General features: G+C 71.3%; 29 protein-coding genes, 1 other RNA gene and 1 pseudogene. 14 read left to right on the top strand and 17 right to left on the bottom strand.

Annotated elements, in window-relative coordinates:
• Positions 1-29 precede the first annotated feature (29 nt).
• Entirely contained in the window at positions 30-428 is a 399-nt protein-coding gene (gene rpsP, locus ACOFKX_RS00230; protein WP_419825091.1) for a 30S ribosomal protein S16, read from the bottom strand.
• A 30-nt stretch (positions 429-458) separates the two neighbouring features.
• Positions 459-1,943, bottom strand: coding sequence for a signal recognition particle protein (ffh, locus tag ACOFKX_RS00235; protein ID WP_419825092.1), 1,485 nt, complete (start codon positions 1,941-1,943; stop codon positions 459-461).
• Between the two features lie 291 nt (positions 1,944-2,234).
• On the opposite strand from ffh, the gene ACOFKX_RS00240 reads away from it, so the two are divergent.
• The 4 genes from ACOFKX_RS00240 (at position 2,235) to ftsY (ending at position 6,878) form a co-directional block, all read left to right on the top strand.
• On the top strand, positions 2,235-3,797 hold the full coding sequence (locus ACOFKX_RS00240) for a putative bifunctional diguanylate cyclase/phosphodiesterase (protein ID WP_419825093.1): 1,563 nt from the start codon (positions 2,235-2,237) through the stop codon (positions 3,795-3,797).
• Between the two features lie 63 nt (positions 3,798-3,860).
• Entirely contained in the window at positions 3,861-4,679 is an 819-nt protein-coding gene (dapF, locus tag ACOFKX_RS00245; protein WP_419825094.1) for a diaminopimelate epimerase, read from the top strand.
• Positions 4,676-5,929, top strand: coding sequence for a tRNA (N(6)-L-threonylcarbamoyladenosine(37)-C(2))-methylthiotransferase MtaB (mtaB, locus tag ACOFKX_RS00250; protein WP_419825095.1), 1,254 nt, complete (start codon positions 4,676-4,678; stop codon positions 5,927-5,929). Before dapF ends, mtaB begins: the two co-directional genes overlap by 4 nt.
• Before the next feature lie 10 nt (positions 5,930-5,939).
• Positions 5,940-6,878: a signal recognition particle-docking protein FtsY gene (gene ftsY / locus ACOFKX_RS00255; RefSeq protein ID WP_419825096.1), complete on the top strand. Its 939-nt coding sequence runs from the start codon at positions 5,940-5,942 to the stop codon at positions 6,876-6,878.
• Here the strand turns inward: ftsY and ACOFKX_RS00260 are convergent.
• Positions 6,875-7,306 carry a VOC family protein gene (locus ACOFKX_RS00260; RefSeq protein WP_419825097.1) on the bottom strand — a complete coding sequence of 144 codons (432 nt, stop codon included), beginning with the start codon at positions 7,304-7,306 and terminating at the stop codon, positions 6,875-6,877. The genes ftsY and ACOFKX_RS00260 overlap by 4 nt on opposite strands.
• A 101-nt stretch (positions 7,307-7,407) precedes the next feature.
• Between ACOFKX_RS00260 and ACOFKX_RS00265 the strand changes: the two genes are divergently transcribed.
• Positions 7,408-8,019 carry an inner membrane-spanning protein YciB gene (locus ACOFKX_RS00265; RefSeq protein ID WP_419825098.1) on the top strand — a complete coding sequence of 204 codons (612 nt, stop codon included), beginning with the start codon at positions 7,408-7,410 and terminating at the stop codon, positions 8,017-8,019.
• A gap of 3 nt (positions 8,020-8,022) precedes the next feature.
• Here ACOFKX_RS00265 and ACOFKX_RS00270 read toward each other — a convergent pair whose 3' ends face one another.
• Positions 8,023-8,631, bottom strand: coding sequence for a superoxide dismutase (locus ACOFKX_RS00270; RefSeq protein WP_419825099.1), 609 nt, complete (start codon positions 8,629-8,631; stop codon positions 8,023-8,025).
• A gap of 68 nt (positions 8,632-8,699) precedes the next feature.
• Complete coding sequence (gene pspF / locus ACOFKX_RS00275; RefSeq protein WP_419825100.1) at positions 8,700-9,725, bottom strand: phage shock protein operon transcriptional activator; 1,026 nt, start codon at positions 9,723-9,725, stop codon at positions 8,700-8,702.
• 310 nt (positions 9,726-10,035) lie between these two features.
• On the opposite strand from pspF, the gene pspA reads away from it, so the two are divergent.
• The 8 genes from pspA to ACOFKX_RS00315 are packed head-to-tail and all read left to right on the top strand — an operon-like array spanning position 10,036 to position 13,111.
• The gene (gene pspA, locus ACOFKX_RS00280) at positions 10,036-10,707 is read left to right on the top strand and encodes a phage shock protein PspA (protein WP_419825101.1); all 672 of its coding nucleotides are present in this window, start codon (positions 10,036-10,038) and stop codon (positions 10,705-10,707) included.
• Positions 10,708-10,711: 4 nt separating this feature from the next.
• Positions 10,712-10,987 (top strand): envelope stress response membrane protein PspB, encoded by a 276-nt coding sequence (gene pspB, locus ACOFKX_RS00285; protein WP_419825102.1) that lies wholly within the window; start codon positions 10,712-10,714, stop codon positions 10,985-10,987.
• Positions 10,988-11,014: 27 nt separating this feature from the next.
• Positions 11,015-11,398, top strand: a complete 384-nt coding sequence (pspC, locus tag ACOFKX_RS00290; RefSeq protein WP_419825103.1) for an envelope stress response membrane protein PspC — start codon at positions 11,015-11,017, stop codon at positions 11,396-11,398.
• A gap of 13 nt (positions 11,399-11,411) precedes the next feature.
• Positions 11,412-11,735 (top strand): hypothetical protein, encoded by a 324-nt coding sequence (locus ACOFKX_RS00295; RefSeq protein ID WP_419825104.1) that lies wholly within the window; start codon positions 11,412-11,414, stop codon positions 11,733-11,735.
• 11 nt (positions 11,736-11,746) lie between these two features.
• Positions 11,747-12,010 (top strand): hypothetical protein, encoded by a 264-nt coding sequence (locus ACOFKX_RS00300; RefSeq protein ID WP_419825105.1) that lies wholly within the window; start codon positions 11,747-11,749, stop codon positions 12,008-12,010.
• A 23-nt stretch (positions 12,011-12,033) separates the two neighbouring features.
• Positions 12,034-12,255 (top strand): hypothetical protein, encoded by a 222-nt coding sequence (locus tag ACOFKX_RS00305; RefSeq protein ID WP_419825106.1) that lies wholly within the window; start codon positions 12,034-12,036, stop codon positions 12,253-12,255.
• 41 nt (positions 12,256-12,296) lie between these two features.
• Positions 12,297-12,707: a SufE family protein gene (locus ACOFKX_RS00310; protein ID WP_419825107.1), complete on the top strand. Its 411-nt coding sequence runs from the start codon at positions 12,297-12,299 to the stop codon at positions 12,705-12,707.
• Positions 12,708-12,715: 8 nt separating this feature from the next.
• Positions 12,716-13,111: a hypothetical protein gene (locus tag ACOFKX_RS00315; RefSeq protein ID WP_419825108.1), complete on the top strand. Its 396-nt coding sequence runs from the start codon at positions 12,716-12,718 to the stop codon at positions 13,109-13,111.
• 7 nt (positions 13,112-13,118) lie between these two features.
• Here ACOFKX_RS00315 and ACOFKX_RS00320 read toward each other — a convergent pair whose 3' ends face one another.
• The 4 genes from ACOFKX_RS00320 to rnpB all read right to left on the bottom strand — a co-directional run bounded on the left by ACOFKX_RS00320 (position 13,119) and on the right by rnpB (position 15,115).
• Positions 13,119-13,463 carry a (2Fe-2S) ferredoxin domain-containing protein gene (locus ACOFKX_RS00320; RefSeq protein ID WP_419825109.1) on the bottom strand — a complete coding sequence of 115 codons (345 nt, stop codon included), beginning with the start codon at positions 13,461-13,463 and terminating at the stop codon, positions 13,119-13,121.
• The gene (locus ACOFKX_RS00325) at positions 13,460-14,002 is read right to left on the bottom strand and encodes a J domain-containing protein (protein ID WP_419825110.1); all 543 of its coding nucleotides are present in this window, start codon (positions 14,000-14,002) and stop codon (positions 13,460-13,462) included. The genes ACOFKX_RS00320 and ACOFKX_RS00325 overlap by 4 nt, the downstream gene beginning before the upstream one ends.
• A 29-nt stretch (positions 14,003-14,031) precedes the next feature.
• Positions 14,032-14,697 carry a YoaK family protein gene (locus tag ACOFKX_RS00330; protein ID WP_419825111.1) on the bottom strand — a complete coding sequence of 222 codons (666 nt, stop codon included), beginning with the start codon at positions 14,695-14,697 and terminating at the stop codon, positions 14,032-14,034.
• Positions 14,698-14,725: 28 nt separating this feature from the next.
• Positions 14,726-15,115: RNase P RNA component class A (gene rnpB / locus ACOFKX_RS00335), an RNA gene on the bottom strand.
• Between the two features lie 39 nt (positions 15,116-15,154).
• On the opposite strand from rnpB, the pseudogene ACOFKX_RS00340 reads away from it, so the two are divergent.
• Positions 15,155-15,781 (top strand): annotated as a pseudogene (locus tag ACOFKX_RS00340) (class I SAM-dependent methyltransferase); the annotation flags it as partial.
• 10 nt (positions 15,782-15,791) lie between these two features.
• Here ACOFKX_RS00340 and ACOFKX_RS00345 read toward each other — a convergent pair.
• The 8 genes from ACOFKX_RS00345 to ACOFKX_RS00380 all read right to left on the bottom strand — a co-directional run bounded on the left by ACOFKX_RS00345 (position 15,792) and on the right by ACOFKX_RS00380 (position 22,932).
• Positions 15,792-16,505: an N-acetylmuramoyl-L-alanine amidase gene (locus tag ACOFKX_RS00345; protein WP_419825112.1), complete on the bottom strand. Its 714-nt coding sequence runs from the start codon at positions 16,503-16,505 to the stop codon at positions 15,792-15,794.
• 41 nt (positions 16,506-16,546) lie between these two features.
• Positions 16,547-17,395, bottom strand: a complete 849-nt coding sequence (locus ACOFKX_RS00350) for a CheR family methyltransferase (RefSeq protein ID WP_419825113.1) — start codon at positions 17,393-17,395, stop codon at positions 16,547-16,549.
• Entirely contained in the window at positions 17,392-18,489 is a 1,098-nt protein-coding gene (locus ACOFKX_RS00355; protein WP_419825114.1) for a chemotaxis protein CheB, read from the bottom strand. Before ACOFKX_RS00355 ends, ACOFKX_RS00350 begins: the two co-directional genes overlap by 4 nt.
• A gap of 7 nt (positions 18,490-18,496) precedes the next feature.
• The gene (locus ACOFKX_RS00360; RefSeq protein ID WP_419825115.1) at positions 18,497-18,862 is read right to left on the bottom strand and encodes a response regulator; all 366 of its coding nucleotides are present in this window, start codon (positions 18,860-18,862) and stop codon (positions 18,497-18,499) included.
• A 78-nt stretch (positions 18,863-18,940) separates the two neighbouring features.
• Positions 18,941-19,378: a chemotaxis protein CheW gene (locus ACOFKX_RS00365; RefSeq protein WP_419825116.1), complete on the bottom strand. Its 438-nt coding sequence runs from the start codon at positions 19,376-19,378 to the stop codon at positions 18,941-18,943.
• Complete coding sequence (locus ACOFKX_RS00370; protein ID WP_419825117.1) at positions 19,378-21,759, bottom strand: chemotaxis protein CheA; 2,382 nt, start codon at positions 21,757-21,759, stop codon at positions 19,378-19,380. Before ACOFKX_RS00370 ends, ACOFKX_RS00365 begins: the two co-directional genes overlap by 1 nt.
• 61 nt (positions 21,760-21,820) lie before the next feature.
• Entirely contained in the window at positions 21,821-22,465 is a 645-nt protein-coding gene (locus ACOFKX_RS00375; RefSeq protein WP_419825118.1) for a histidine phosphotransferase family protein, read from the bottom strand.
• Positions 22,465-22,932 (bottom strand): Mov34/MPN/PAD-1 family protein, encoded by a 468-nt coding sequence (locus ACOFKX_RS00380; protein ID WP_419825263.1) that lies wholly within the window; start codon positions 22,930-22,932, stop codon positions 22,465-22,467. The genes ACOFKX_RS00375 and ACOFKX_RS00380 overlap by 1 nt, the downstream gene beginning before the upstream one ends.
• Positions 22,933-22,945: the final 13 nt, after the last annotated feature.

Genomic DNA, 22,945 nt, shown 5'->3' on the forward strand with positions numbered 1-22,945 from the left:
CGGGAGAACGCGGCCGACCGTGAACGGGTTCAGGCCTCGGCGCCGGCTTCGGCTGGCGCCTCGGCGGCGGGCTCCTCGACGGGGTTCGCCGCGGCGGCCTTGGCGGCGCGCTCCTCGGCGCGCTCCTTGGCCTTCTCGCCCGGCTCCGCCTTCTTGGGGTTGCTGCGCTGGGCGCGCTCCTTCACGCCGGCGGCGTCGAGGAAGCGGGCGACGCGATCGGTCGGCTGCGCGCCTTGGGCGATCCAGTGCCTCGCGCGCTCGGCGTCGAGCACCACGCGCTTCTCGTCGTCCTTGCCGAGCATCGGATTATAGGTGCCGATCTTCTCCAGATAGGCGCCGTCACGCGGCGAGCGCGAGTTGGCGACCACGATGCGGTAGTAGGGGCGCTTCTTGGCGCCGCCGCGCGACAGGCGGATCGATACGGACATGGTCTTCCCTTCTGCGAAACGGTTCTGAAGTTACTTCTTACGCATAAAATTCTGGAAGCCGGGCGGCATCTGCTGCCCGCCCGGCAGCCCTGGAAGGCCACCGGGGACACCCGCGCCCGGCAGGCCGGTCGGCGGCATCTGCCCGCCGGTCATGCCGCCGAGCGCCGCGTCCATGCCGCCCTTGGAGAACATCGACGCCAAGCCTTTCAGCCCGCCCATCTTCTTCACGCGCTTCATCACGGTCGCCATCTCCTGGTGCATCTTGAGGAGCTTGTTGACCTCCTGCACCGTGGTGCCGGAACCCTTGGCGATGCGGATCTTGCGCTTGGCGTTGACGATCTCGGGCTTCTGCCGCTCCTTGGGCGTCATCGACGACATGATCGCGTCCAGCCGCACGAGCAGCGTGTCGTCCATGCCTCCGGCCTGCGCGGCATTCTTCATCTTGGCCATGCCCGGGATCATCGAGGCGAGCGCGCCCAACCCCCCCATGCGCCGCATCTGATTAAACTGGGCGCGCAGATCGTCGAGGTCGAACTTGCCTTTCGACATGCGGTCGGCGAGCTTCTCGGCCTCCTCCTGCTGGATCGTCTCGGCGGCGCGCTCGACGAGGCTGACCACGTCGCCCATGCCCAAGATGCGGCCGGCGACGCGCGCCGGCTGGAACAGCTCCAGCCCGTCCAGCTTCTCGCCGGTGCCCGCGAACTTGATCGGCTTGCCGGTAACGGCGCGCATCGACAGCGCCGCGCCGCCCCGCGCATCGCCGTCCATGCGCGTGAGCACCACGCCGGTGAGCGCCACCTGCTCGGAGAAGGAGGTGGCGACGTTGACCGCGTCCTGACCGGTCAGCGCGTCGACGACGAGGAGGATCTCGTCGGGGCTCGCGATGCCCGCGACCGCCTTCATCTCCTCCATCAGCGCCTGGTCGACGTGGAGGCGGCCCGCCGTGTCGAGCATCAGCACGTCGAAGCCCTGAAGCCTAGCGGCCTGCACCGCGCGTCTGGCGATATCGACCGGCTGCTGCCCCGCGACGATCGGCAGCGTCTGCACCTCGGCCTGGGTGCCCAACACCGCGAGCTGTTCCTGCGCGGCCGGGCGATTGACGTCCAGCGACGCCATTAGCACCTTCTTGCGGCCACGCTCGCGCAGGCGCTTGGCGATCTTGGCTGTGGTCGTCGTCTTGCCCGAACCCTGCAGGCCGACCATCATCACGATCGCGGGCGGCGTCACGTCGAGCTGGAGGTCGGATGCCTCCGAACCCAGCATCTCGGTCAACTGGTCCGAGACGATCTTGACGACCTGCTGGCCCGGCGTGATCGAGCGCAGCACCTGCTGGCCGACCGCCTGCTCCGTCACCTTGTCGACGAAGGAGCGTACCACCGGCAGCGCGACGTCTGCCTCCAGCAGCGCGACGCGCACCTCGCGCATCGCCGCGCGCACGTCCGCCTCGCCCAGCGCGCCACGTCCGCGCAGCTTGTCGAACACGCCGGCAAGCCGCTCGCTCAGGCTCTCGAACATCGGCCACGCTCCTCAAGCGTCCCGCTTGTCGCGCCGGCCCCAACGCACGAAGCGCCGGCGGGCGAAAACTCGCCGGCCGGCGGACGCCGACCCTGAAGGATACGGCGCTGGAGCCAGATCGCACCACGCGGGAACGAACGCGCAAGCCCGTAGCGCAGCGCATTCGGTGGCGCAAGGTGCGCGGCTTCACCGCTTCTTGACGCTTCGCGCGCAATATCGCCCGGAAGTGGTGTGGGAGCTTGCATGCGGTCGCGATCGAAACGAGCCACGGGCGCTGTACCGCACGCCCGCATGCGCCGCGACCTCGTCGCCGGCGGCGTCCTGATCGCCGCCTTCATGCTGATGCTGTTCGCCGGCACCCACCTGATCGGCGAGGCGGCGCCCGATCGCACGCTGATACCCGGTCTGCTGCTCGACATCGCGCTCGTGCTGTTCGCCTGGCGGCGCTACCACGATCTCGTGGCCACGATGGCCGCGCACGATCGCGCGGTCGAGCGCGCCGACCAACTCTCCCGCACCGACGAGCTCACCGGTTTCCTCAGCCGCCGCGCCTTCGTCGAGGAGGGCGCCGGGCTCATCAAGGCGGCGCTGAAGCGCGGTCGCACGGCCGCCATGCTGATCGTCGATCTCGACCACTTCAAGACCGTCAACGAGGTGCACGGCCATCTCGCCGGCGACGCGGTGCTGCGCGAGGCCTCCGGGGTGATCCGGCGTGCGCTGCCGGGCGGCGCGATCTCGGCGCGGCTCGACGGCGACGAGTTCGCGGTGCTGGTGCCCTTCGACGTGGCGGGCGCGGGCACGGTCGACACGCTCGCGGACTTCATCGTCGACGCGCTCGCCCGACCCCTTACCGTCAAGGGCATCACCGCGCATATCGGCGCCTCGATCGGCATCGCCCGCTCCGAACCCGACTGCACCGACGTCGACGCGCTGCTCCGGCGCGCGCACATCGCGATGGACGCCGCCAAAACCGCCGGCCGCAACCGGCATATCCGTTTCGACGCCACGATGGAGCGCGCGCTGATCGAGCGCAACGCGATCGAGGCGGGCCTGCGCGAGGGCATTCCGCAGGGCCGCTTCCTGCCCTATTACGAGCAGCAGATCGAGCTCGAGACCGGTCGGCTGATCGGCTTCGAGGTGCTCGCCCGCTGGGATCATCCGGACGGCGAGACGATCGGGCCCGACAGCTTCATCCCGATCGCCGAGGAGTGCGGACTGATCTCCGACCTCTCGGTCGCGGTGATGCGCCGCGCCTTCGTGGAGGCGCGCGACTGGGATGCCTCGCTCACCCTGTCGGTGAACATCTCGCCCGCGCAGCTCAAGGATCCGTGGCTCGCGCAGAAGATCGTCAAGCTGCTGATCGAGACGGGCTTCCCCGCCAGCCGGCTGGAGATCGAGATCACCGAGAGCTCGCTGTTCCAGAACCTGTCGCTCGCCCAGTCGATCGTCCGCAGCCTCAAGAACCAGGGTATCCGCATCGCGCTCGACGATTTCGGCACCGGCTACTCGTCGCTGGCGCACCTGCGCGCGCTGCCCTTCGATCGCATCAAGATCGACAAGAGCTTCGTCACCGCGATGGTCGAGGACCCGGAGGCCGCCGCGATCGTGATGGCGATCTCCAGGCTCGGCGACAGCCTCAACCTGCCGATTACCGCCGAGGGCATCGAGGACGCCGCCATCCGCGATCGGCTGAAGGCGATCGGCTGCGCCAAGGGCCAGGGCTGGCACTATGGCAAGCCGATGAACATCGCCGCCGCGCGCCGCCTGCTCGCCGAGCGCGGGCTGCTGCCCACCGCGCGCGGGCCGGTGGACGATATGGTCATGCCGGAAATGCGCGCGCGCAAGCTGGGCTGAACCGGCGCGCGGCCGCGCGCCGCATGGACAGGGCGGCCCCCGCCCCCTAGATCGCCCGCCGTCATGCGGCGGCGGTTCCACAAGATGCACGGGCTCGGCAACGACTTCGTCGTGATCGACGCGCGCGTCGAGCCGTTCGCGGTGTCCGCCACGCTCGCCCGCGCGATCGCGGACCGGCGGACGGGCATCGGCTGCGACCAGCTCATCCTGATCGAGCCTTCCGCCGTCGCCGACGTGCGGATGCGCATCTTCAATCGCGACGGCGGCGAGGTCGGCGCCTGCGGCAACGCCGCGCGTTGTGTGGCGAGCCTCGTCGGCGGCGCGCCTGCGATCGAGACCGGCGGGGGCATGATCCGCGCCGACGCGCATGACGGCGGCGTGCGCGTCGACATGGGCATGCCGCGCTTCGGCTGGGACGAGGTGCCGCTCGCCTACCCGCTCGACACCGCCGCGCTGCCGCTCGGCTGGGACGGCGTCGCGCCCGTCCGCGCGCCGATCGCGCTCAACGTCGGCAATCCGCACCTCGTGCTGTTCGTGGACGATGCCGACGCGGTGGACCTCGCCGCCGTCGGCCCGGCGATCGAGCAGGACTCCGTCTTTCCCGAGCGCGTCAACGTCGGCATCGCCACGGTGGAAACGCGCGATCGCATCCGGCTGCGGGTGTGGGAACGCGGTGCCGGCGCCACGCGCGCCTGCGGCACCGGCGCCTGCGCCGCCGCCGTCGCCGCCATACGCGCCGGGCTCGCCGACGAGGAGGTGTGCGTGCGCCTGCCGGGCGGGGCGCTGACGATCGGCTGGACGCCGGGCGGCACGATCGCGATGACCGGGCCCGCCACCCTCGTTTTCGACGGCGAGCTCGATCCGGAGCTTCTCGCGGCATGAGCGGGCCCGAGATCGTCTCGCTCGGCTGCCGCCTCAACATGGCGGAAGGCGAGGCGATGCGCGCGCTCGCCGGCGACGCCGACGACCTGATCGTCGTCAACTCCTGCGCGGTCACGGCAGAGGCGGTTCGCCAGTCCGCGCAGGCCGCCCGCCGCGCGGCGCGGCAGGGCGGCAAGCGCGTGATCGTGACGGGGTGCGCCGCCCAGCTCGAACCCGATCGCTTCGCGGCGATCCCCGGCGTCGCGGCGGTGCTCGGCAACCGCGAGAAGTGGGACGCGGCACTCCTGCGATCGCCCACCCCGCCACCCGTGGCGGTCTCCGACATCATGGCCGCGCGCGAGACGGCGCCGCACCTCGCCGCCGGCTTCGGCACGCGCGCGCGTGCGTTCGTCGAGGTACAGAATGGCTGCGACCATCGCTGCACCTTCTGCGTCATTCCGTTCGCGCGGGGGCCGAGCCGGTCGGTGCCGCCCGCGCTCGTCGTCGACAAGGTGAAGGCGCTGGTCGATCGCGGCTATCACGAGGTGGTGCTGACCGGCGTCGACACGACCAGCTACGGTGCGGACATCGGCGACAGCCTGGGCAGCCTCGTCGAGCGCGTCCTCGCCGCCGTGCCCGCGCTCCGCCGCTTGCGCCTGTCCTCGCTCGACTCGGTCGAGATCGACGACCGGCTGTTCGCGTTGGTGACGCAGGAGCCGCGCGTGCAGCCGCACCTCCACCTCTCGCTCCAAGCCGGCGACGACATGGTGCTGAAGCGCATGAAGCGGCGGCACACGCGCGGTCAGGCGGTCGCGCTCGTCGAGCGGCTCAAGGCCGCGCGCCCGGAGATCGCGATCGGCGCGGACCTCATCGCCGGCTTTCCCACCGAGACCGAGGAGCAGGCTGGCAACACGCTGCGACTGCTCGCCGATTGCGACATCGTGTTCGCGCACGTCTTCCCCTACTCGGCCCGCCGGGGCACGCCCGCCGCGCGGATGCCTCAGGTCGAGCCGCAGGTCGCGCGCGCCCGCGCGAAGCGCCTGCGCGAGGCGGGCGAGACCCGACGGCGGGCGTGGCTCGGGGCGCAGCTCGGCGCCGTCCAGTCGCTGCTCGTCGAGCGCGAGGATGGGCGCGGCCATGTCGGCAGCTACGCCGAGGCGCGGCTGGCGGGCGGCGCGCCCGGCGCCGGCAACCTGCCCCGCCCCGGCGACATCGTCGCGATGCGCGTCACGGCCGTCGACGGCGACGCCCTGATCGGCGAGCTGGCATGATCGAGGGCCCATGACCGACAAGCGCGTACCCCACACCGTCATCTGGCACGACAAGCTGGTCGCGGGCTTCCGCCGCACCTCCGATCGGCTGTCGGACAATCTCGACAGCCTGTTCAACAAGGAGCGGCTCGAGGCTTCCACGCTGGACGAGATCGAGGACGCGCTGATCGCGTCCGATCTCGGCCCCGTCACCGCCTCCAGGGTACGCGATCGCCTGGAGGACGAGCGCTACGACCGCGATATCGACGAGGCCGGCGTCCGCGCCGTAGTCGCCGACGAGGTGGCGAAGATGCTCGCCCCCGTCGCCAAGCCGCTGGAGATCGAGGCCTTTCCCCGCCCGCAGGTGATCCTCGTCATCGGCGTCAACGGATCGGGAAAGACGACCACGATCGCCAAGCTCGCCCACCTGTTCCAGGAGCAGGACTATCAGGTCATGCTGGTGGCGGGCGACACCTTCCGCGCCGCCGCGATCGGCCAGTTGAAGGTGTGGGCGGAGCGGATCGGCGTGCCGATCATCACCGGCGCGGAAGGATCGGACGCCGCCAGCCTCGTATGGGAAGGCGTCAAGCAGGGCACCGCGATCGGCACCGACGTGCTGATCGTCGACACCGCCGGCCGCCTGCAGAACAAGGCCGGGCTGATGGACGAGCTCGCCAAGATCCGCCGCGTGCTCGGCCGCCTCAACCCGGCCGCGCCGCACGACGTGCTGCTCGTGCTCGACGCCACGACGGGGCAGAACGCGCTCCAGCAGATCGAGGTGTTCGGCAGGGAGACCGGCGTCACCGGCCTCGTGATGACCAAGCTCGACGGCACCGCGCGCGGCGGCGTGCTGGTCGCGGCGGCGGAGCGCTTCAAGCTGCCCATCCACGCGATCGGTGTCGGCGAGACGCTCGACGATCTCCGCCCGTTCGATCCCAAGGAAGTGGCGGGGCTGATCGCGGGCGTCTAGCGCCCGTCGGGGGGTTGGTACGTCCACCACAGGCCGGGCGTCGCGAGTTCGAGGACGTGGCCGTCGGGATCCTCGAAATAATAGCTCCGGCCGCCGCGCGGCCACATCACCTCGGACAGCTCCTTCACTTGCGCCTTGCGGAGGTGCGATCGCCACTCGTCGTAGTCGGCCTCGGCGATCTTGAAGCACATGTGGAGCGGACCGGCGCCGTCGTGCCCGGGGATGTGGCCGCCGGGCGTGTCCTCGCCGTCCACCGACTGCCCGCGCGCGAAGATCAGCAGCACGCTGTTCCCGCCGGCGTCGAGCCCGGTCAGCCGCTCCTGATCGAGCAGGATCGGCAGGCCCATGACTTCGTGGAAGAAGCGCACCGAGCGCGGCTTGTCGTCGACGTATAGCGCGGTCTCGAGAACGCCGTTCAACCGGGGCATCGCCATCTCCCTTCACCTGCGACGCCAACGCGCGCGCGCGCGGATCGGTGCAGCGAGGTCGCTGATGACGGCGGGTGCGTCGTCCTGTAGTGCCCCGCGCGATGAAGCCGGAACCCTCCCCCACGCTCCGCATGGCGATCGATTTCGGGCCGCTCGTCCTGTTCTTCCTCGCCAACTTCGTGGCGCCCGTGCCGGCGTCGGAGAAGGCGTTCGTGGCCACCGGCGTGTTCATGGCGGCCACCGCCGTCGCCATGCTGGTGTCCAGGTGGAAGCTGGGCGCGGTATCGCCGATGCTGTGGCTGTCCGGCGTGATGGTGCTGGTGTTCGGCGGGCTGACGCTCGCCTTCCACGACGAGGACATCATCCGCGTCAAGCCGACCATCTACTATCTGACGGTCTCGGGCGGGCTGTTCGCGGGGCTCATGCGCGGCAAGGCGCTGCTCAAGCTGATGTTCGGCAGCGCCTATCCGGGCTTGAGCGAGCGCGGCTGGCTGACCGCGTCGCGGAACTGGGCGCTGTTCTTCCTGGGCATGGCGATCGCCAACGAGGTGGCGTGGCGGCACATGAGCTTCGCGGCGTGGAGCGGCTTCAAGCTGTGGGGCGCGATGCCCGCCACGGTGCTGTTCGCGCTCGCCAACGTGCCGATGATGATGCGCCACGGCCTGATGGAGACGCCGGGCGAGGCTGTGGCGCAGCACCCGCCCGGCGAGTGAGCGTTACTTCGCGACGCCCTCGTAGATCTCGGACGCCTTGGACCAGTTCACTACGTTCCACCACGCCTTCAGGTAATCGGGCCGGCGATTGTTGTAGGTGAGGTAGTAGGCGTGCTCCCACACGTCGTTGCCGAGCACGGGCGTGCCCTTCACCTTGGCGTCGTCCATCAGCGGATTGTCCTGGTTGGGCGTGGAGGCGATCTCCAGCTCGCCGCCAGGCTTCGCCACCAGCCAAGCCCAGCCCGATCCGAACTGGTTGGCGCCGGCGGTGTTGAACTTCTCCTTCATGTCGTCGATCGAGCCGAACGCGCTCTCGATCGCCGACTTGAGCGCGCCGGAAGGCTCGCCGCCGTTGGGCCCCATGATCTCCCAGAAGAAGCTGTGGTTCCAGTGACCGCCGCCATTGTTGCGCACGATCGGCGGAAGCGAGGAGATCGAGCCGAGGATATCCTCGATCGACTTGCCGTCGAGGCCGTTGTCGCCGAGCGCGCCGTTGAGCTTATCGACATAGGCCTGGTGGTGCTTGTCGTGGTGGAGCTTCATCGTCTCCTCGTCGACGGTCGGTGCGAGCGCGCCGTAATCGTAAGGGAGCGGGGGGACCTGGAACGCCATCGCGTTTCTCCTTCGTTGAGTCGCACGGTTAACGCCACGCCTCGCGCAAAGGTTCGTCGACGCGAGGATCAGGAGGCGGGCTGCCGGTCGAGCAGGCTGTGGCGACGCAGCGCGTGGCGAAGCTGATCGTAGGTGAGCGACAGCGCCGCCGCCGTATGGCGCTGGTTGTAGCGGCAGCGCTTCAGCGCCGCCTCCAGCAGCTTGCGCTCGTAAGCCTCAGTGGCGGCGCGGAAGTCGCTGACGTCCTCGGCGACGATCATTGGCTCGGCGGGGCCGGGCTGCACCGTCATCGCCGGCTTGGCGGCGGCGCCCTGCGGCCGCCACGGCGAGGCGAAGGGATCGAATTCGATGCCCTCGATCGCTCGCTCGGGCTCGTCCCAGCGGTAAACCGCGCGCTCGACGACGTTGCGCAGCTCGCGGACGTTGCCGGGCCAGCCATAGCTCGTCAGCTCCGCCATCGCCGCAGGCGTGAAGCCGGGCCAGCCCTTCCACCCCAGCTCGAAGCCGATGCGTTGCCCGAAATAGTCGGCGAGCACCGGCACGTCGCCCTCGCGGAAGCGGAGCGGCGGCAGCGTCACCACCTCGAACGACAGCCGGTCGAGCAGGTCGGCACGGAAGCGGCCGCGCTCGACCAGGTCGGGCAGATGCTCGTTGGTAGCCGCCACGATGCGGACGTCGACGCGGATCGCGCGCGACGAGCCGATCCGCGTCACCTCGCCATATTCCACGGCGCGCAGCAGCCGCTCCTGCGCGCCCGACGACAAGGTCGCCAATTCATCGAGGAACAGCGTGCCGCCGTCCGCCTCCTCGAAGCGGCCCTGGCGCATCTTGGTGGCGCCGGTGAAGGCGCCCGCCTCATGGCCGAACAGCTCCGCCTCGATCAGCGTCTCGGGCAGCGCCGCGCAGTTCAGCGTCACGAACGCGCCCGACCAGCGTGGTGAGAGACGATGCAGCCGCTCGGCGATCAGCTCCTTGCCGGTGCCGCGCTCGCCGATCACCAGCACCGGGCGGTTGAGCCCGGCGGCGCGACTGGCGCGCTCGATCGCGTCGAGGAAGGCGATCGATTCGCCGAGGAACTTGGTGTCGCGGTCCACGGGCCGGGAGTTGGTACGGAATCCCAATGCTTGGCAAGTGCGTCGATGCCGCCGGCCGGTCATGGACGGCTAAAAACGGCGGAAATGCGCGCTTCCACGCACTTGGCACGGCACCTGCAAAGCTGTTGGCGTCACCGCTTCGAGCGGTCCACGAAGATGATCAGGGAGCCTCCGCCATGTTCACCGCCGCCATCGAACGCCCCGCTTTCGCCACGCTGCTGACGCTGCTCGCCACCGCGGCGACCAGCCTCCTGTGCCTGGGCGCCGCCGTCGGCCCCGCCATCGCCTGACCAGCCAAGGAACCGAGCTTATGGGTATCTTCAATCGCGCGAAGGACATCTTCGCCGCCAACGTCAGCGACATGCTGGATCGCGCCGAGGATCCCGCCAAGATGATCCGCATGATCATCATGGAGATGGAGGAGACGCTGATCGAGGTCCGCGCGTCCGCCGCGCGCACCATCGCCGACCAGAAGGAGATGCGCCGCCACATCGCCAAGCTGGAGACGCTGGGCCAGGGCTGGACCGAGAAGGCCGAGCTCGCGCTCTCCAAGGGCCGCGAGGATCTCGCCAAGGCCGCGCTCGTCGAGAAGCGCAAGTCCGCCGACATGGCCGTCCAGCTCCGCGAGGAGATCACCACGCTCGACGATGCGCTCTCCGCCTCGGAGGACGATATCGGTAAGCTCCAGGGCAAGCTGCGCGAGGCGCGCGCCCGCCAGAACTCGATCGTCGCCCGACTGGAGAGCGCGCAGAACCGCACCCGGATGCGCGAGATGACCAACGGCCCGCGCATCGACGACGCCTTCGCGCGCTTCGAGACGATGGAGCGCCGCGTCGATTTCGCCGAGGGCCGTGCCGAGGCCGCCGGCATGGGTGCCGCGCCGCGCAGCCTGGAGGAGGAGTTCGCCGACCTGCGCGCGTCGGACGCGGTGGAGGACGAACTCGCCGCGATGAAGGCCAAGCTGGCCAACAGGGAAGGGTGAGGCGATGGAGGACGTGTTCCTGCCGATCGTGATCTGCGGGATGCTGTTCATCGGCGTCCCGTGGCTCCTCCTCCACTATGTGACGCAGTGGCGGCGCGCGCGCGGGCTCTCGATCGAGGACGAACGCCTGCTCGACGAGATGCACGATCTCGCCCGCCGCCTCGACGAGCGGCTCCAGACGATCGAGCGCATCGTCGCCGCCGACGATCCCACCTGGCGGCCGGGCGACGCACCCGCGCGCCCGCTACCGCCCGAGGCCCGCTGGCCGGGCCACGCCTGACGCACGATATCAACGGGGAGACGAACGATGGCCGCCCGACACACCAAATTCTACCTCGACAAGCGCAACGGCAAGTGGCTGGGCGTCTGCGCGGGGCTCGCCGATTATACCGGGCTCGATGCCACGCTGGTGCGCGTCGGCATGGTGATCCTGACGATCGTCGGCGGCTTCCCGTGGACGCTGATCGCCTACGGCGTCACCGCCTGGGCGGCGAACGACAAGCCGGGCGAGCTAGCCTACGACAGCGTCGAGGACCGCAAGTTCTGGCAGGGCGTGCGCGCCAAGCCCGGCAACTCGATCCGCGACGTGCGCTCCTCCTTCCGCGACATCGATCGCCGCCTGTCGGACCTGGAGGTCCACTACACCAGCAGCAATCGCCGGCTCGCCGACGAGATCGACAGCCTGCGCTGAGGGAGGACGAACAATGGAAACCGCGCTCTCACTTCGCGAAGTCGCCCCGATCATCGTCACCGGGATCATGATCCTCGGTGTGGCATGGCTGCTCGTCACCCGCATGAAGGTCAAGCACGGCTATCCGCTGGGCGGCGGCCCGTTCGGCCCGCTCGTCCACCCGCACTCCGCGCAGGCCACCGACGAGCGCGTCAGCCTGCTTACGCAGGAGAATGCGCAGCTCCGCGCCGAGCTGGGCGCGATCAAGGACCGGCTCGCCACGGTCGAGCGCATCGTCACCGACGGCGCCTATCGCCTCGATCGCGAGATCGAGGGCCTGCGCAGCCCCATCAACTGAGGATCGCCACCATGGATTTCAGCCTCATCATCCCCTTCGTCGCGGTCTGCATCCCGATCGTGGCGCTCGCCCGCCGCCCGTTCGAGCGGTGGCTCGAAGCCAAGGAGCGGATCGCCCAGGCCACCTCGAACGACGCCGCCGAGCGCGCCGCGCAATATGCCGCCAAGACCGAACGGCTGGAGAGCCGCGTGGCGGTGCTGGAACGCATCCTCACCGATCGCGGCACGCATCTGTCCGACGAGATCGAGCGGCTGCGCGACCGCCCGCTCAACTGAGCCCGGCAGGAAGGGACATCGTGATGATCCCCGCCCTCATCCTCCCCGTCGCGGCGCTCGCCGGCCTCGCGATGCTCGTCGTCGCGACGCTCGCGGGCTGGCGCGGCTGGCTCGACCTCCAGCACCGCCTGCTCGCGCGCGCCGAGCCTGCCGCGAACCCCTCCGCCGGCGCGCGGATCGAGCTTGCGGACCTGCGCGAGCGCATCCGCAAGCTGGAGGCGATCGCGGAGGGCATCGATCCCTAGCCGGGGTGACGATCGCCCCGCCCGTCACTAAGTCTCCATCCATGCAGAGCCTCGCCGACATCCGCGACGAATATGCGTTCCTCGACGCCGACGATCGCTACCGCCTGTTGATCGATCTCGGCCGTGCGCTGGAACCGATGCCCGACGCGCTCAAGACCGAGGCGACGCTGGTCCGTGGCTGCTCGGCGTCGGTATGGGTCTATCCGGTGCCGGGCGACGGGGAACGGCTGCACTTCCTGGCCGACTCGAACGCGGCGATCACCAAGGGCATCATCGCACTGGTGCTCGAGACGGTGCAGGACCGGCCGGCGGACGAGATCGCCGCCACCGACATCGCGGGCGCGCTGGCGCCCTTCGATCTCTCGGCGCAGCTCTCGTCCAACCGCACGCAGGGCATCCCCAACATGATCGCGCTCATCCGCGAGACTGCGGGACGGTACACGGCGGCATGAGGATGCGCATGATCGCCGCGCTGGGCCTCGCCCTGCTGCTCACCGGCAGCGCGGCGTGGGCGGGCGCCGCCTATCCCACCGGGCGCTTCGCGGTCGCCGGCGTGGGCGTAGCGCCCGCCCAGGTGCTTGACGCGCGCGCGCTGCCCGATGCCGGCGGCAAGCCGTCGCTGATGGTCACGCTGACGGCCGCCGGCGTCGCGGCGGTGAAGGCGGCGGCGAAGGGCGCGACCGACCTCGCCGTCACGCTCGACGGTAAGCCGCTCGGCGCCAGCCCGGCGGCGGCGCTGGCGGACGGCGGCGCGCTGCAGATCTCGGGGGAGTTCGGCGACTATGCCGCCGCGTCCGCCACCGCGCGTCGCATCTCGGGCAAGGATCCGGTGCCGGAGAGCCTGGGCGACGAGTAGCCGCGCATCAGACAGTCGGCACGCTTTCGGCGTCCAGCTCCGGCAGTCCCAGCCGCCGCGCGACCGCCTCTATATCCTCGCCGGGCCGCACGAGCTGCCAGTCGCCCGGCCTCGCGCCGTTGATCGCCACCACCGCGCCCTTGGGGCAGAGCTTCAGGCAGCCCGTCTCGATCACGCCGTAGGACAGCCGGTAGGTCTTGCCCTTGCCCGCCCGCTTGCGGAGCGCCTTGGCGAGCGGAGTGTGGCACTTCGATCCGAAGCCGCCCTTCACCTTGCGCGTGCACTTGCCGCACACCAGCACCGCGCCGCGCCAGCGGGTGGGCACCGACTGGCGCCGGATCGCCTTGCTCACGGCGCGCCTTCATAGGGGGCGCGGCGCTCCTCGGCCGCGCGCAGGACGTCCCACGCCGCCTGCACGCGGCGGAAACGTTCGGCGGCCTCGGCGTCGTTGGGCTTGACGTCGGGATGGTTGGCCTTGGCGAGCCGGCGCCACGCCGCCTTCGCCTCCTCGAACGTGGCGTCGACCTCCAGCTCCAGCGCGTCGAGCGCGCGCAGCTCGTCGCGCGATCGGCTGCCGTCGCCCGGCCCGGCCCAGCGGCTGGACGCGGCCTGCCCGAAGCCCGAGGCGTCGCGGCGCTCGTCGGCCTCGCGCTTCGCTGCTTCCTCCGCGCTCAGCCCGGCGAAATAGTCCCAATTCCGATTATACTCGGCGGCGTGCGCCTCGCAGAACCACCAGCGTTCGGGGCTGTTGGGCGATTTGGGCGCGGGCCGGTCGCCCGGCTGGTCGCAACCGTGACGGTCGCACATCCGCACGCGCGTGGCGCCACTCTCGGCGCCGTAGCCGCGCCAGCGTGGGAACCCCCAATCGTTCGAGCGCGAGTAGCGTGCCATCGCGCCTTCTGTAATGGCCGCCTGCGCGTTTAGCGACCGCTTCCTTCGACCCGCCGTTTCGCCGTCACGAGTTCGACGAGGCCGAGCAGCGCCACCACCGCCGCGAGCGCCGCCAGCGTGGACATGCCGTAGCGCAGCCGCGCGAGCGCGCCGCCCACCGCCCCGCCGAGCAGCGCCAGCCACGACGCGACGTCGAAGGCGAGCCGCGCGGCCCCGCCCCGCGCGCGTCCGAGCGCGGCGAGCCCGGTGCCGACGCGGACCAGCGCGCCCGTCGCGTAGGTGACGCCCGGGTGCGGCCCCGGCCCCTGCGCGGTGACGATGTTGGCGAGCCCCATCGCCACCGCCAGCAGCACCACGCCGAGCATCGGCCGCGAGGAGCCGAACCCCATCCAGGCGAGCGCCAGCAGCGCCGCCTCGACGATCAGCAGCACCGGCACCGTCCGCTTCGCGGCGCGCTCGACGACGAGCGTGCCCAGCGTCGCCCCGCCGACGAACAGCGCGACGAGGCCGAGCGGCGCCACCGTCCCCGCCCAATCGCCATAGGCGAGCGCGAGCCCGGCCTGCGTGGTGTTGCCGCTCATGAAGGAGACGAAGTAGCGCCCCGTCTCGGCGAGGCCGATCGCGTCGACGCAGCCCGCGATCGCCAGCAGCAGCAGGACGGTGGCCTTGCGGTCCGGCGTCGGGCTCTCCAGCATCGCGCCCTGCTATCGGCTGCCGACCCCGAGCGCCAGAGGGTCTGTAAGCCGGGTTCTGTCCACCGCGCCGAAGCACGGATGGGCGACCATTCCTCTAGGGCCGGGATTACTCCCGGCCTCAAGCGACCAACCCGGATCGCGGGGCGGGTCCGGCCCCTGAGCGTAAAGCTCGCGCGATCCCTATTCGGTCTTGCTCCCGGTGGGGTTTGCCGTCGCCGATCCCGTTGCCGGAATCTCGGTGCGCTCTTGCCGCACCCTTTCGCCCTTGCGTCGCCGAAGCGGTCGCGGTCTGCTTTCTGTGGCACTGTCCCTGACCCCGGACATGTCCGGAGCCGCCGGGCGTTACCCGGCACCGTGTTCCCGTGGAGCCCGGACTTTCCTCCCCTCGCAAGCGAGCGGCGGCCGCCCGACCCTCTGGCAAGGGCCGCGATAGCGCCACGCCTGCCCGGTTGTCGAGCGCGCGTCACGGACGCATAGCGGCGCGATGCGCCAGGTTCTCCACGTCGGCTGCGGCTCCGCCACCATCGCGCGGATGACCGCCGGCTTCCAGCAGGGCTGGCGCGAGATCCGCTTCGACATCAACCCCGACGTCGAGCCCGACATCGTCGGCACCACGCTCGACATGCACGCCGTCGCCGACGAAAGCGTCGACGCCCTCTACTCCTCGCATAATATCGAGCATGTCGAGACGCACGAGGTCGCGGGCGTGCTCGCCGAGTTCCGCCGCGTGCTCAAGCCCGACGGCTTCGCGGTCGTCACCTGCCCCGACGCGGTGGCGGTCGCGGAGCATGTCGCCGCCGGTCGGCTGGCCGAACCGCTCTACGTCTCGCCGGCGGGGCCGATCACCGCGCTCGACATCCTCTACGGTCACGGCGCCTCGATCGCGCGCGGCGAGACCTACATGGCGCACCGCACCGCCTTCTCGCGCGAGACGCTGGTCGCGGCGCTGACGGCGGCGGGCTTCGCGATGGTCGGCGCGCGGCGGCGGCCCGCGCCCGCCTACGATCTGTGGGCGGTGGCGACGAAGGCGGCAATGGAGGAGGAGGCGATCCGTTCGCTGATGCGCGACTATTGCCGCGCGTGAGGCGCGCGCCTCAGCGCTCGCCCGCCGCCCTCAGCGCCGCCGCCTTGTCGCCGCCGGTCAGCAGCGACAGCAGGATGGCGCGGCACTGGCCGTCGATCACACCGTCGAGTATGTTGGGGCGGTAGCGGCGCTGGAAGGCGACCACCGCCGCCTCGGGCTCGGAGATGTCGTAGCCGAAGCGTTCGAGCGCGAGCAGAAAGCCGCCGTCGTTCCAGTCCGGGTCCGCCAGGTACTTGTGCGGGCGCGGCAGCGCGAGCCGGAGTCGCGCCAGTCGCTCCCAGTCGAACAGCTCGCCCGGATCCTGCTTGCGCGCGGGCGCGATGTCGGAGTGGCCGACGATGTTGCCGCGCGTGATGCCGTGGCGCTGCGTGATCTCCGCCATCAGCGGGATCAGCGCCGCCATCTGCTGCTCGGGAAACGGGCGGTAGCCGATCTCGTGGCCTGGATTGACGAGCTCGATGCCGATGCTCGCCGAATTGACGTCGGTGACGCCGCGCCACCAGCTCTTGCCGGCGTGCCAGGCGCGCCGGTCCTCGGCGACGAGGCGGACGACCTGCCCGTCCTCCGCGATCAGATAGTGCGCCGAGACCTCCGATGTCGGATCGGTCAGCCGCTGGATCGCGGAGGCGGCATCCGTCATGCCGGTATAATGGAGGACGAGGATCGACACCGGCAGCAGGCGCTCGCCATGGTTGGGCGATGGGCAGTCGATCGGCTCGGCCATGTCCCTGGTTCGCGTGGGCGCACGCGCCCGTCAAGCCTCGCTCAGGAAGCGGCGGCTTGGCGGGGAGGCTCGACACGCGGGCGGTAGAGGCCGCGGCAGGAATAGTCGGAGACGAACTGGTCGGTCTGGCCCATCGTCGTCTCGCCGGCGCCCAGCATCAGCGCGCCGTCCTGCGCGATGGCGCTGGCGATGCGGCCGAACACCAGCCGCCGCATGTCACCCGCAAAGTAGAGCAGCACGTTGCGGCACAGCACCGCGTCGAAGCGGCCGGCGGGCGGCGCGTCGAGCAGGTTGTGGACCTGGAAGCGGACCATCCGCCGCAGCGCCGCCTCCACCCGCCACTGGCCGTCGCGTTGCTCGAAGCGGCGGAGCATCTGCGCGATCGGCAGCCCGCGCTGCACCTCGAAGTGGGTGTAGACGCCGGATCGGGCGCGCTCGATCGCGGCGGCGGAGAGGTCGGTGCCGAGGATGTCTATGTGCCAGTCCGCCCAGCGTTCGGGCTCGTCGGCGAACAGCATCGCGAGCGTGTAGGCCTCCTGCCCGGTGGCACAGCCGGCGGACCAGACGCGCAACCGTCGCGTCTCGCGCCGCGCCTCGTGCAGGCGGCCGAACCCGAGCTCGGCGAGCTGCTGGAAAGCGCGCGCATCGCGACAGAAGGAGGTCTCGTGGTTGAGCAGCGCCTCGATCACCTTGTCGGCCAGCATCGGATCGCGTCCGGCGACGACCCGATGCGCGAGATCGTCGAGGCTCGATGCGCGCACCTCGGCGAGCAGCGGGCGGAGCGCGGTGTCGATCCGCCAGCGTCGGCCGACCGCGAGCTGCTGGCCGGTGCGCGCCTCCAGCAGGCCGGCGAGGATGTGCACCGCGCCGTCGCTGATCTGGTAGCTCATCGCAGCACTCGCCGCGTGCCCGCCGGCAGCGCACGCTCGGCGAGACGGCGCGCGATCGCGGCGGGTTCGGCTACGGTGGCGGCAAGCCCGGCGGCGGCGACGCTGCCGGGCATGCCCCAGATGACCGAGGTCGCGCGATCCTGCACCGCCACCTCGCCGCCCGCCTCCACCAGCCGGCGCGCGCCTATCAGCCCGTCGCGGCCCATCCCGCTCAGCACCACGCCGACGCCCCTCGCGCCGAAGCACTCGGCCACCGCCTCGAACATCGGATCGACGGAGGGCAGGCAACCCGACGGCGCGGGCGTTCGATCGAGGCGCACGCGCACCTCGCCCTGCGCCGCGCGCAGGCCGAGATGCGCGTCGCCCGGCGCGACCAGGATGGTCCCCCGGTGCAGCGTCTCGCCCTCCCGCGCGACGGTGCAGCGGCGCCCCGTCATCGTCGCGATCTGCGCCGCGAAATAGGGCATGAAGACGGCGGGCAGGTGCTGGGTGATCGTGATCGGCGCGTCGCAGCCCGGATCGAGCGCGGCGAACAGCGCGCTCAGCGCGTGCAGCCCGCCCGTCGACGCGCCGATCGCGACGCAGTCGATCGCGCCGGTCGTCGTCGAGGCGAGCGCCACCGGGCGGTCGCGCGGCACGGCACCGGCACCAGCAGGTCCTGCGACGGGGCCCTCGACGCCGATCCGCGCGAGCTTTTCGACGAGTTCGTTCGCGAAGCCCTCGCCGAAGCCGGCGGCGGGCTTCTCCAGCGTATCGACCGCACCCAGCGTCAGCGCGCGAACGCAGTCGTCCGCGCCCTTCCCCGCCGTCGCCGAGACGACGATCACGCGCGCGCCGCGCCGGACGAAATCGGGAAGCGCTGTGAGCCCGTCCATACCCGGCATCGCCAGGTCGAGCAGCACGACGTCGACGGGCGTGCGGTCGAGCTCGGCCAGCGCCTGCGCGGCGCCGCTCGCCGTCGCGACGACCTGGAAGCGGGGATGCGGAGCCAGGATGGATTGTATGACGGAGCGCGCGACGATCGAATCGTCGACCAGCATCACGCGCGTCGCAATCCCGCCAGCCCGGCGCCCGGCGGGCGCGGACACGCTCACCGGCGTGTCAGGCGACGCCGACGAGCGCGAACTTGCTCTGCAGGGTCTCGCGGTCGAAGGGCTTCATGACATACTCATCGGCGCCCGCGTCGATCGCGGCGCGGATGTGCGCGACGCCGTTCTCGGTGGTGCAGAAGATCACCTTCGGCTTGCGCTGCATCGCCTCGCGACCCAGCGCGCGCAGGAACTCGATGCCGCTCATCACCGGCATGTTCCAGTCGAGCAGCACGACGTCGGGCGCGGTCGCCCGGCAATGGTCCAGCGCCTCCTGGCCGTCGCCGGCCTCCTGGACGTCAAAGCCGATCGTCTCGAGAATGTGACGGGCAACCTTGCGGATCACCTTCGAGTCGTCGACAACGAGACAGGTCTTCATCTGCGCTTATCCCCGCTGTACGCTGAATGGTCCAAGGTTAGGCGAAGGGTGTAAGCGTCGGGTTAACGAGCGCGTCGGTCACGCCGCCTCGAGCGCCGTGCCGCCCCCCACCAGGCGAGCCGGATCGACCAGCAGCGCGCCCTGGCCATCGAGTTCGATCAGGCCGATCGCGGCCGCGGCCCAGCCGCGCCCGAGGCCGGCGGGAAGCGGCATGATCTCGCAGTCTAGCGCGACCACGTCCTCCACCTCGTCCACGAGCAGGCCGTAGCTATGGCCGTCGATCGTCACCACCACGGCCTGGCGCGCGCCCTCCGCATCGGCGGGCGCCTCCCCGATCGCGACATAGCTGTCGATCACGGTGAGCACCCGGCTGCGCAGCGGCGCCAGGCCCGCGACGTGGCGCGAGGCGAGCGGCGCGGGCGTGATCTGATCGAGCTCCACCACCGATTCGATCGCGGCGGCGGGCAGCGCCACCAACTGGCCGCCGAGGCGCGCCACGAGCTTCAGGTCGTCCATCATCGCCCTCCCGAGACGGCGGCGAGCGCCGCGACCAGTGCCGGCCGATCGTAGCGGTAGATCGAGCCGGCCGGTGCGCCGCCCTGTTCGGCCGTCGCGCGTAGCCGGATCACCGGCGCGGGCAGGCCGGCGGCCGCGGCGGCGTCCGCATCGGCGGAGAGGATCGCGACCGCCGGCGGCTCGTCCGAGTCGCCCGGCCCGATCCCGAAGCCGACGCGATAGCCGGCCAGCTCCACGAGCGGGCGCAGGACGTCGCGCATCCACGGGTCACGGCCGTCGAGCAGGCAGAGCGGCCGTTCGCGCGACGCAGCGGCGGTCGCGGCGGGCGCGAGCGCGCCGGCGGCGGCGAAATGCCAGAACGGATCGAGGAGTTCGATCTGGCGTCCGCCCACCACGACGACGCCGGCCACCGGCCCGGGTGCGGCGGCGGGCACCACCTCCGGCGGCAGCTCGTGGATGTCGACGACCTCGGCGATCGCGAAGGCGATCTCGGCATCCCCGTCGGTGAGGAGCAGGACGCGCAGCCGCTCCCGTGCGCCGGCGTCTTCCGCTCCGCAGCCGAACAGCGCGAGCAGCCGCCCGTCATGGACGAGGCCGAGCCGGCCACCGGCGTGCGCGACGGCGGCGGAGGGCACGTCCTCGATCCGCTCGACCAGCCCCAGGCGGATCGCGCGGACGGCGCCGTCCATCCCGCGGAACAGCAGCGTCGACGCCGTCTCGGCGCGTGGCTCGGCGGGCAGATGGTGCTGCGGCATCACGCCGGCGAGCGCGCGCACGCCCGCGACCTGCGCCACCCCGGCCGGATTGATGAGCAGCATCGGGCGGCCATTGTCGGGCAGCGTCGTGCCGGCGTAGATGCCGGCCGCCATGATCGCGGGCGCCGCCGGCTTCACCACCAGCTCCTCGTGATCCTGCACGCTGTCGACCGCCAGCGCGTAGCGCTCGCCGCTCGACGCGCGGACGACGACGAGGATCGCCGCGGAGCGCGGCACGCGGGCCTCGATGCCCAGCAGCGCCGCGAGTTCCACCACCGGCAGCCGCTCGCCGCGGATGCGCGCGACGGGCGCGCCGCCGACGGTCTCGATCTCCACCGATCCGCCGGCCACGCGGGCGATCTCGTCGATCGCGCCTCGCGGGATGGCATAGCGTTCGGAGCCGACCGAGAAGGTGAGCGCCGGGATGATCGTCAGCGTCATCGGCACCTGCATCGTCAGCCGCAGGCCGTGGCCCAGCCGGCTGTCGATCGTCACCTCGCCGCCGATCCGCTCGATATTGGCGCGCACCACGTCCATGCCAACGCCGCGCCCCGAGATCGCGGTCACCGCGCTGGCCGTGGAGAGGCCGGGCGCGAAGATCAGCTCCAGGCGCTCGCGCATCGGCATGCGTTGCGCGGCGTCGCGCGTCACGATGCCGGCGACGACCGCCTTGTCGACCAGCCGCGCGTCGTCGATCCCGCGCCCGTCGTCCTGCACCTCGATGAGGATCTGGTTGCCAGCCTGGCGCGCCGCGACGCGAAGCTGGCCGGCGGCGGGCTTGCCGGCGGCGCGGCGCACGTCGGGCTCCTCGATGCCGTGGTCGATCGCGTTGCGCACGATGTGCGTCAGCGGATCGCGGATCATCTCCATCATCTCGCGGTCGATCTCGACGTCGGCGCCGTCGACCGCGACGCTCGCCTGCTTGGAGAGGTCCGCGCAGAGGTCGCGCACCATTCGCGGCAGCGCCGAGAACAGGCCGTCGACGCGCTGCATCCGCGTCTTGGTGATCGCGTCGCGCATCTCGGCGACGCAGGTCGACAGCCGCTCGAAGGCGGCGTCGACGCCGGCCTCGGCACCGCGATCGCGCAGGCGGCGCGACAGCTCGTTCCTCGCCAGCACCATGTCGGACACGCCCGCCATCATCCGGTCGAGCAGTTCGACGGGCAGGCGGATGCTGCGCGCCGGGGCGCGCGGCGCCGCTGCGGCCGACGGGGATGCGGACGCGGCCTCGCACGGCCTGGTCGCTGGGGCCGCCTCCTCGGCCTCCTCCAGCGCCAGGATCAGCGCCTCGTCGCCCTCGTCGGCGACCGCCTCGCCATCGTCGAGCGCCTCGACGAGCGCGCCGATGCGATCGATGATCGCCAGCGCCGCGCTCACCAGCCGCCCGTCGGGCAGGCGCGCGCCATCGCGGACCTGCGCCAGCGCGTCCTCGGCGGCGTGGCTCAGCCGTTCCAGGCGCGGCTGGTCCAGGAAGCCGCAGCTCCCCTTCACGGTGTGAACGAAGCGGAAGATGGTATCCAGGCGCGTGCGGTCGGCGGGCTCGGCCTCCCACGCGACGATCTCGGCGCCCAGCGGCTCCAGCGTCTCGCGGGTCTCCGCGATGAATTCGGCGAGCAGTTCGTCCATCGGGCGCAGGTCCGCTTGTAGTCGGACCACCGCTCTGCCGCAGCTACGGTAAAGAAGGCGTTTAGGGGCTGCCGGGCAGCTCGGCGCCGAGGATCAGCACGCCGTCGGCCTCGTCCGACACGTGGATGGCGCCGCCCCGGCCATGGGCGAGGTTCCACACCAGCCAGGCGGCGGCCGCGCGCGGGGTGAGCGCGTCCGCGGCCGTGCCGCCGGTGAGCGCGCTCTTGAGCTCGGGATCGAGGACGATGCGCGGCCCCTCGGCGCGCACGACGATCTCGGTGCGCGTCGCGCCGGCCTCCGCGCCGATGTCCAGCCGTCCGCCGCGCACCAGCGCGTCGCCCGCGATCAGCGCGAGGTTTAGGAGGATCTTGATCGTGCCCTTGGCGAGCGCGCCCTCCGCCACCATCCAGCCGACCTGGATCCGCCGGTCGCCGCCGAACAGGCCTTCGATCGCGCCGCGCACCTCGCGCGTGTCGACCGAATCGCCGAAGCCCCCCGCCGCGCCGAACGCGAGGCGGAAGAACTTCAGCTTGTTGGCCGAAGCCCGCGCGCTCTCCGCCAGCAGCTCCAGGCAGCGCGCGCGCATCTCGGGATCGGTCTCGTCGGCGAGCAGCTCGATGCCGTTGTTGAGCGCGCCGACGGGCGACAGGAGATCATGGCACAGGCGCGAGCAGAGCAGGCTCGCGAACTCGATCCCGTCAGCCATCACACGTCCCCACTCCAACCCTTAACGCCCTTTTGGCGAGTGGCGGACGTTTCCGCAACCGGCTCGACGACGAGCGTGACCGGCGCGAACGCCCCGTGGAGCGGCCCGCCCGCCACCGCCCGCCACAGCCGGGCCTCGCCTGCCGCCAGGATCAGCCACAGACCGCCCGCGCCGTCGGCGGAGGCGGCGTCGCAGGGCGAGGGATCGGGCGTACCGGACGGGTGCGAGTGGTAGTGGCCGAGCACGCGCGCGCGCCCCGCCCGCTCCCCGCGCAACGCCGCGAACAGCGTCGCGGGATCGAGCTCGAAGCGGGTGGCGGGCGCGTCGGCGACGTTCACCGCCGCGGGGGCGGCGTCGATCCGCTCGGGCGCTGCGCCGAGCAGCAGCCCGCAGATCTCGGCCTCGGGCGAGGCGGCCGCCAAGGCGTGCAGGCGGGCCAGTACCGCGCTTGAAATCGCCACCGCCATCGCCACGTCGCCT

The sequence above is a fragment of the Sphingomonas sp. genome (assembly GCF_965200105.1).
Lineage (GTDB): Bacteria > Pseudomonadota > Alphaproteobacteria > Sphingomonadales > Sphingomonadaceae > Solisphingomonas.

What these genes read in the sequence shown, in the direction of transcription:
- rpsP (WP_419825091.1), bottom strand. Translation starts at nt 428, where the DNA reads ATGTCCGTATCGATCCGCCTGTCGCGCGGCGGCGCCAAGAAGCGCCCC.
- ffh (WP_419825092.1), bottom strand. Translation starts at nt 1,943, where the DNA reads ATGTTCGAGAGCCTGAGCGAGCGGCTTGCCGGCGTGTTCGACAAGCTG.
- ACOFKX_RS00240 (WP_419825093.1), top strand. Translation starts at nt 2,235, where the DNA reads ATGCGCCGCGACCTCGTCGCCGGCGGCGTCCTGATCGCCGCCTTCATG.
- dapF (WP_419825094.1), top strand. Translation starts at nt 3,861, where the DNA reads ATGCGGCGGCGGTTCCACAAGATGCACGGGCTCGGCAACGACTTCGTC.
- mtaB (WP_419825095.1), top strand. Translation starts at nt 4,676, where the DNA reads ATGAGCGGGCCCGAGATCGTCTCGCTCGGCTGCCGCCTCAACATGGCG.
- ftsY (WP_419825096.1), top strand. Translation starts at nt 5,940, where the DNA reads ATGACCGACAAGCGCGTACCCCACACCGTCATCTGGCACGACAAGCTG.
- ACOFKX_RS00260 (WP_419825097.1), bottom strand. Translation starts at nt 7,306, where the DNA reads ATGCCCCGGTTGAACGGCGTTCTCGAGACCGCGCTATACGTCGACGAC.
- ACOFKX_RS00265 (WP_419825098.1), top strand. Translation starts at nt 7,408, where the DNA reads ATGAAGCCGGAACCCTCCCCCACGCTCCGCATGGCGATCGATTTCGGG.
- ACOFKX_RS00270 (WP_419825099.1), bottom strand. Translation starts at nt 8,631, where the DNA reads ATGGCGTTCCAGGTCCCCCCGCTCCCTTACGATTACGGCGCGCTCGCA.
- pspA (WP_419825101.1), top strand. Translation starts at nt 10,036, where the DNA reads ATGGGTATCTTCAATCGCGCGAAGGACATCTTCGCCGCCAACGTCAGC.
- pspB (WP_419825102.1), top strand. Translation starts at nt 10,712, where the DNA reads ATGGAGGACGTGTTCCTGCCGATCGTGATCTGCGGGATGCTGTTCATC.
- pspC (WP_419825103.1), top strand. Translation starts at nt 11,015, where the DNA reads ATGGCCGCCCGACACACCAAATTCTACCTCGACAAGCGCAACGGCAAG.
- ACOFKX_RS00295 (WP_419825104.1), top strand. Translation starts at nt 11,412, where the DNA reads ATGGAAACCGCGCTCTCACTTCGCGAAGTCGCCCCGATCATCGTCACC.
- ACOFKX_RS00300 (WP_419825105.1), top strand. Translation starts at nt 11,747, where the DNA reads ATGGATTTCAGCCTCATCATCCCCTTCGTCGCGGTCTGCATCCCGATC.
- ACOFKX_RS00305 (WP_419825106.1), top strand. Translation starts at nt 12,034, where the DNA reads ATGATCCCCGCCCTCATCCTCCCCGTCGCGGCGCTCGCCGGCCTCGCG.
- ACOFKX_RS00310 (WP_419825107.1), top strand. Translation starts at nt 12,297, where the DNA reads ATGCAGAGCCTCGCCGACATCCGCGACGAATATGCGTTCCTCGACGCC.
- ACOFKX_RS00315 (WP_419825108.1), top strand. Translation starts at nt 12,716, where the DNA reads ATGATCGCCGCGCTGGGCCTCGCCCTGCTGCTCACCGGCAGCGCGGCG.
- ACOFKX_RS00325 (WP_419825110.1), bottom strand. Translation starts at nt 14,002, where the DNA reads ATGGCACGCTACTCGCGCTCGAACGATTGGGGGTTCCCACGCTGGCGC.
- ACOFKX_RS00330 (WP_419825111.1), bottom strand. Translation starts at nt 14,697, where the DNA reads ATGCTGGAGAGCCCGACGCCGGACCGCAAGGCCACCGTCCTGCTGCTG.
- ACOFKX_RS00345 (WP_419825112.1), bottom strand. Translation starts at nt 16,505, where the DNA reads ATGGCCGAGCCGATCGACTGCCCATCGCCCAACCATGGCGAGCGCCTG.
- ACOFKX_RS00350 (WP_419825113.1), bottom strand. Translation starts at nt 17,395, where the DNA reads ATGAGCTACCAGATCAGCGACGGCGCGGTGCACATCCTCGCCGGCCTG.
- ACOFKX_RS00360 (WP_419825115.1), bottom strand. Translation starts at nt 18,862, where the DNA reads ATGAAGACCTGTCTCGTTGTCGACGACTCGAAGGTGATCCGCAAGGTT.
- ACOFKX_RS00365 (WP_419825116.1), bottom strand. Translation starts at nt 19,378, where the DNA reads ATGGACGACCTGAAGCTCGTGGCGCGCCTCGGCGGCCAGTTGGTGGCG.
- ACOFKX_RS00370 (WP_419825117.1), bottom strand. Translation starts at nt 21,759, where the DNA reads ATGGACGAACTGCTCGCCGAATTCATCGCGGAGACCCGCGAGACGCTG.
- ACOFKX_RS00375 (WP_419825118.1), bottom strand. Translation starts at nt 22,465, where the DNA reads ATGGCTGACGGGATCGAGTTCGCGAGCCTGCTCTGCTCGCGCCTGTGC.
- ACOFKX_RS00380 (WP_419825263.1), bottom strand. Translation starts at nt 22,932, where the DNA reads ATGGCGGTGGCGATTTCAAGCGCGGTACTGGCCCGCCTGCACGCCTTG.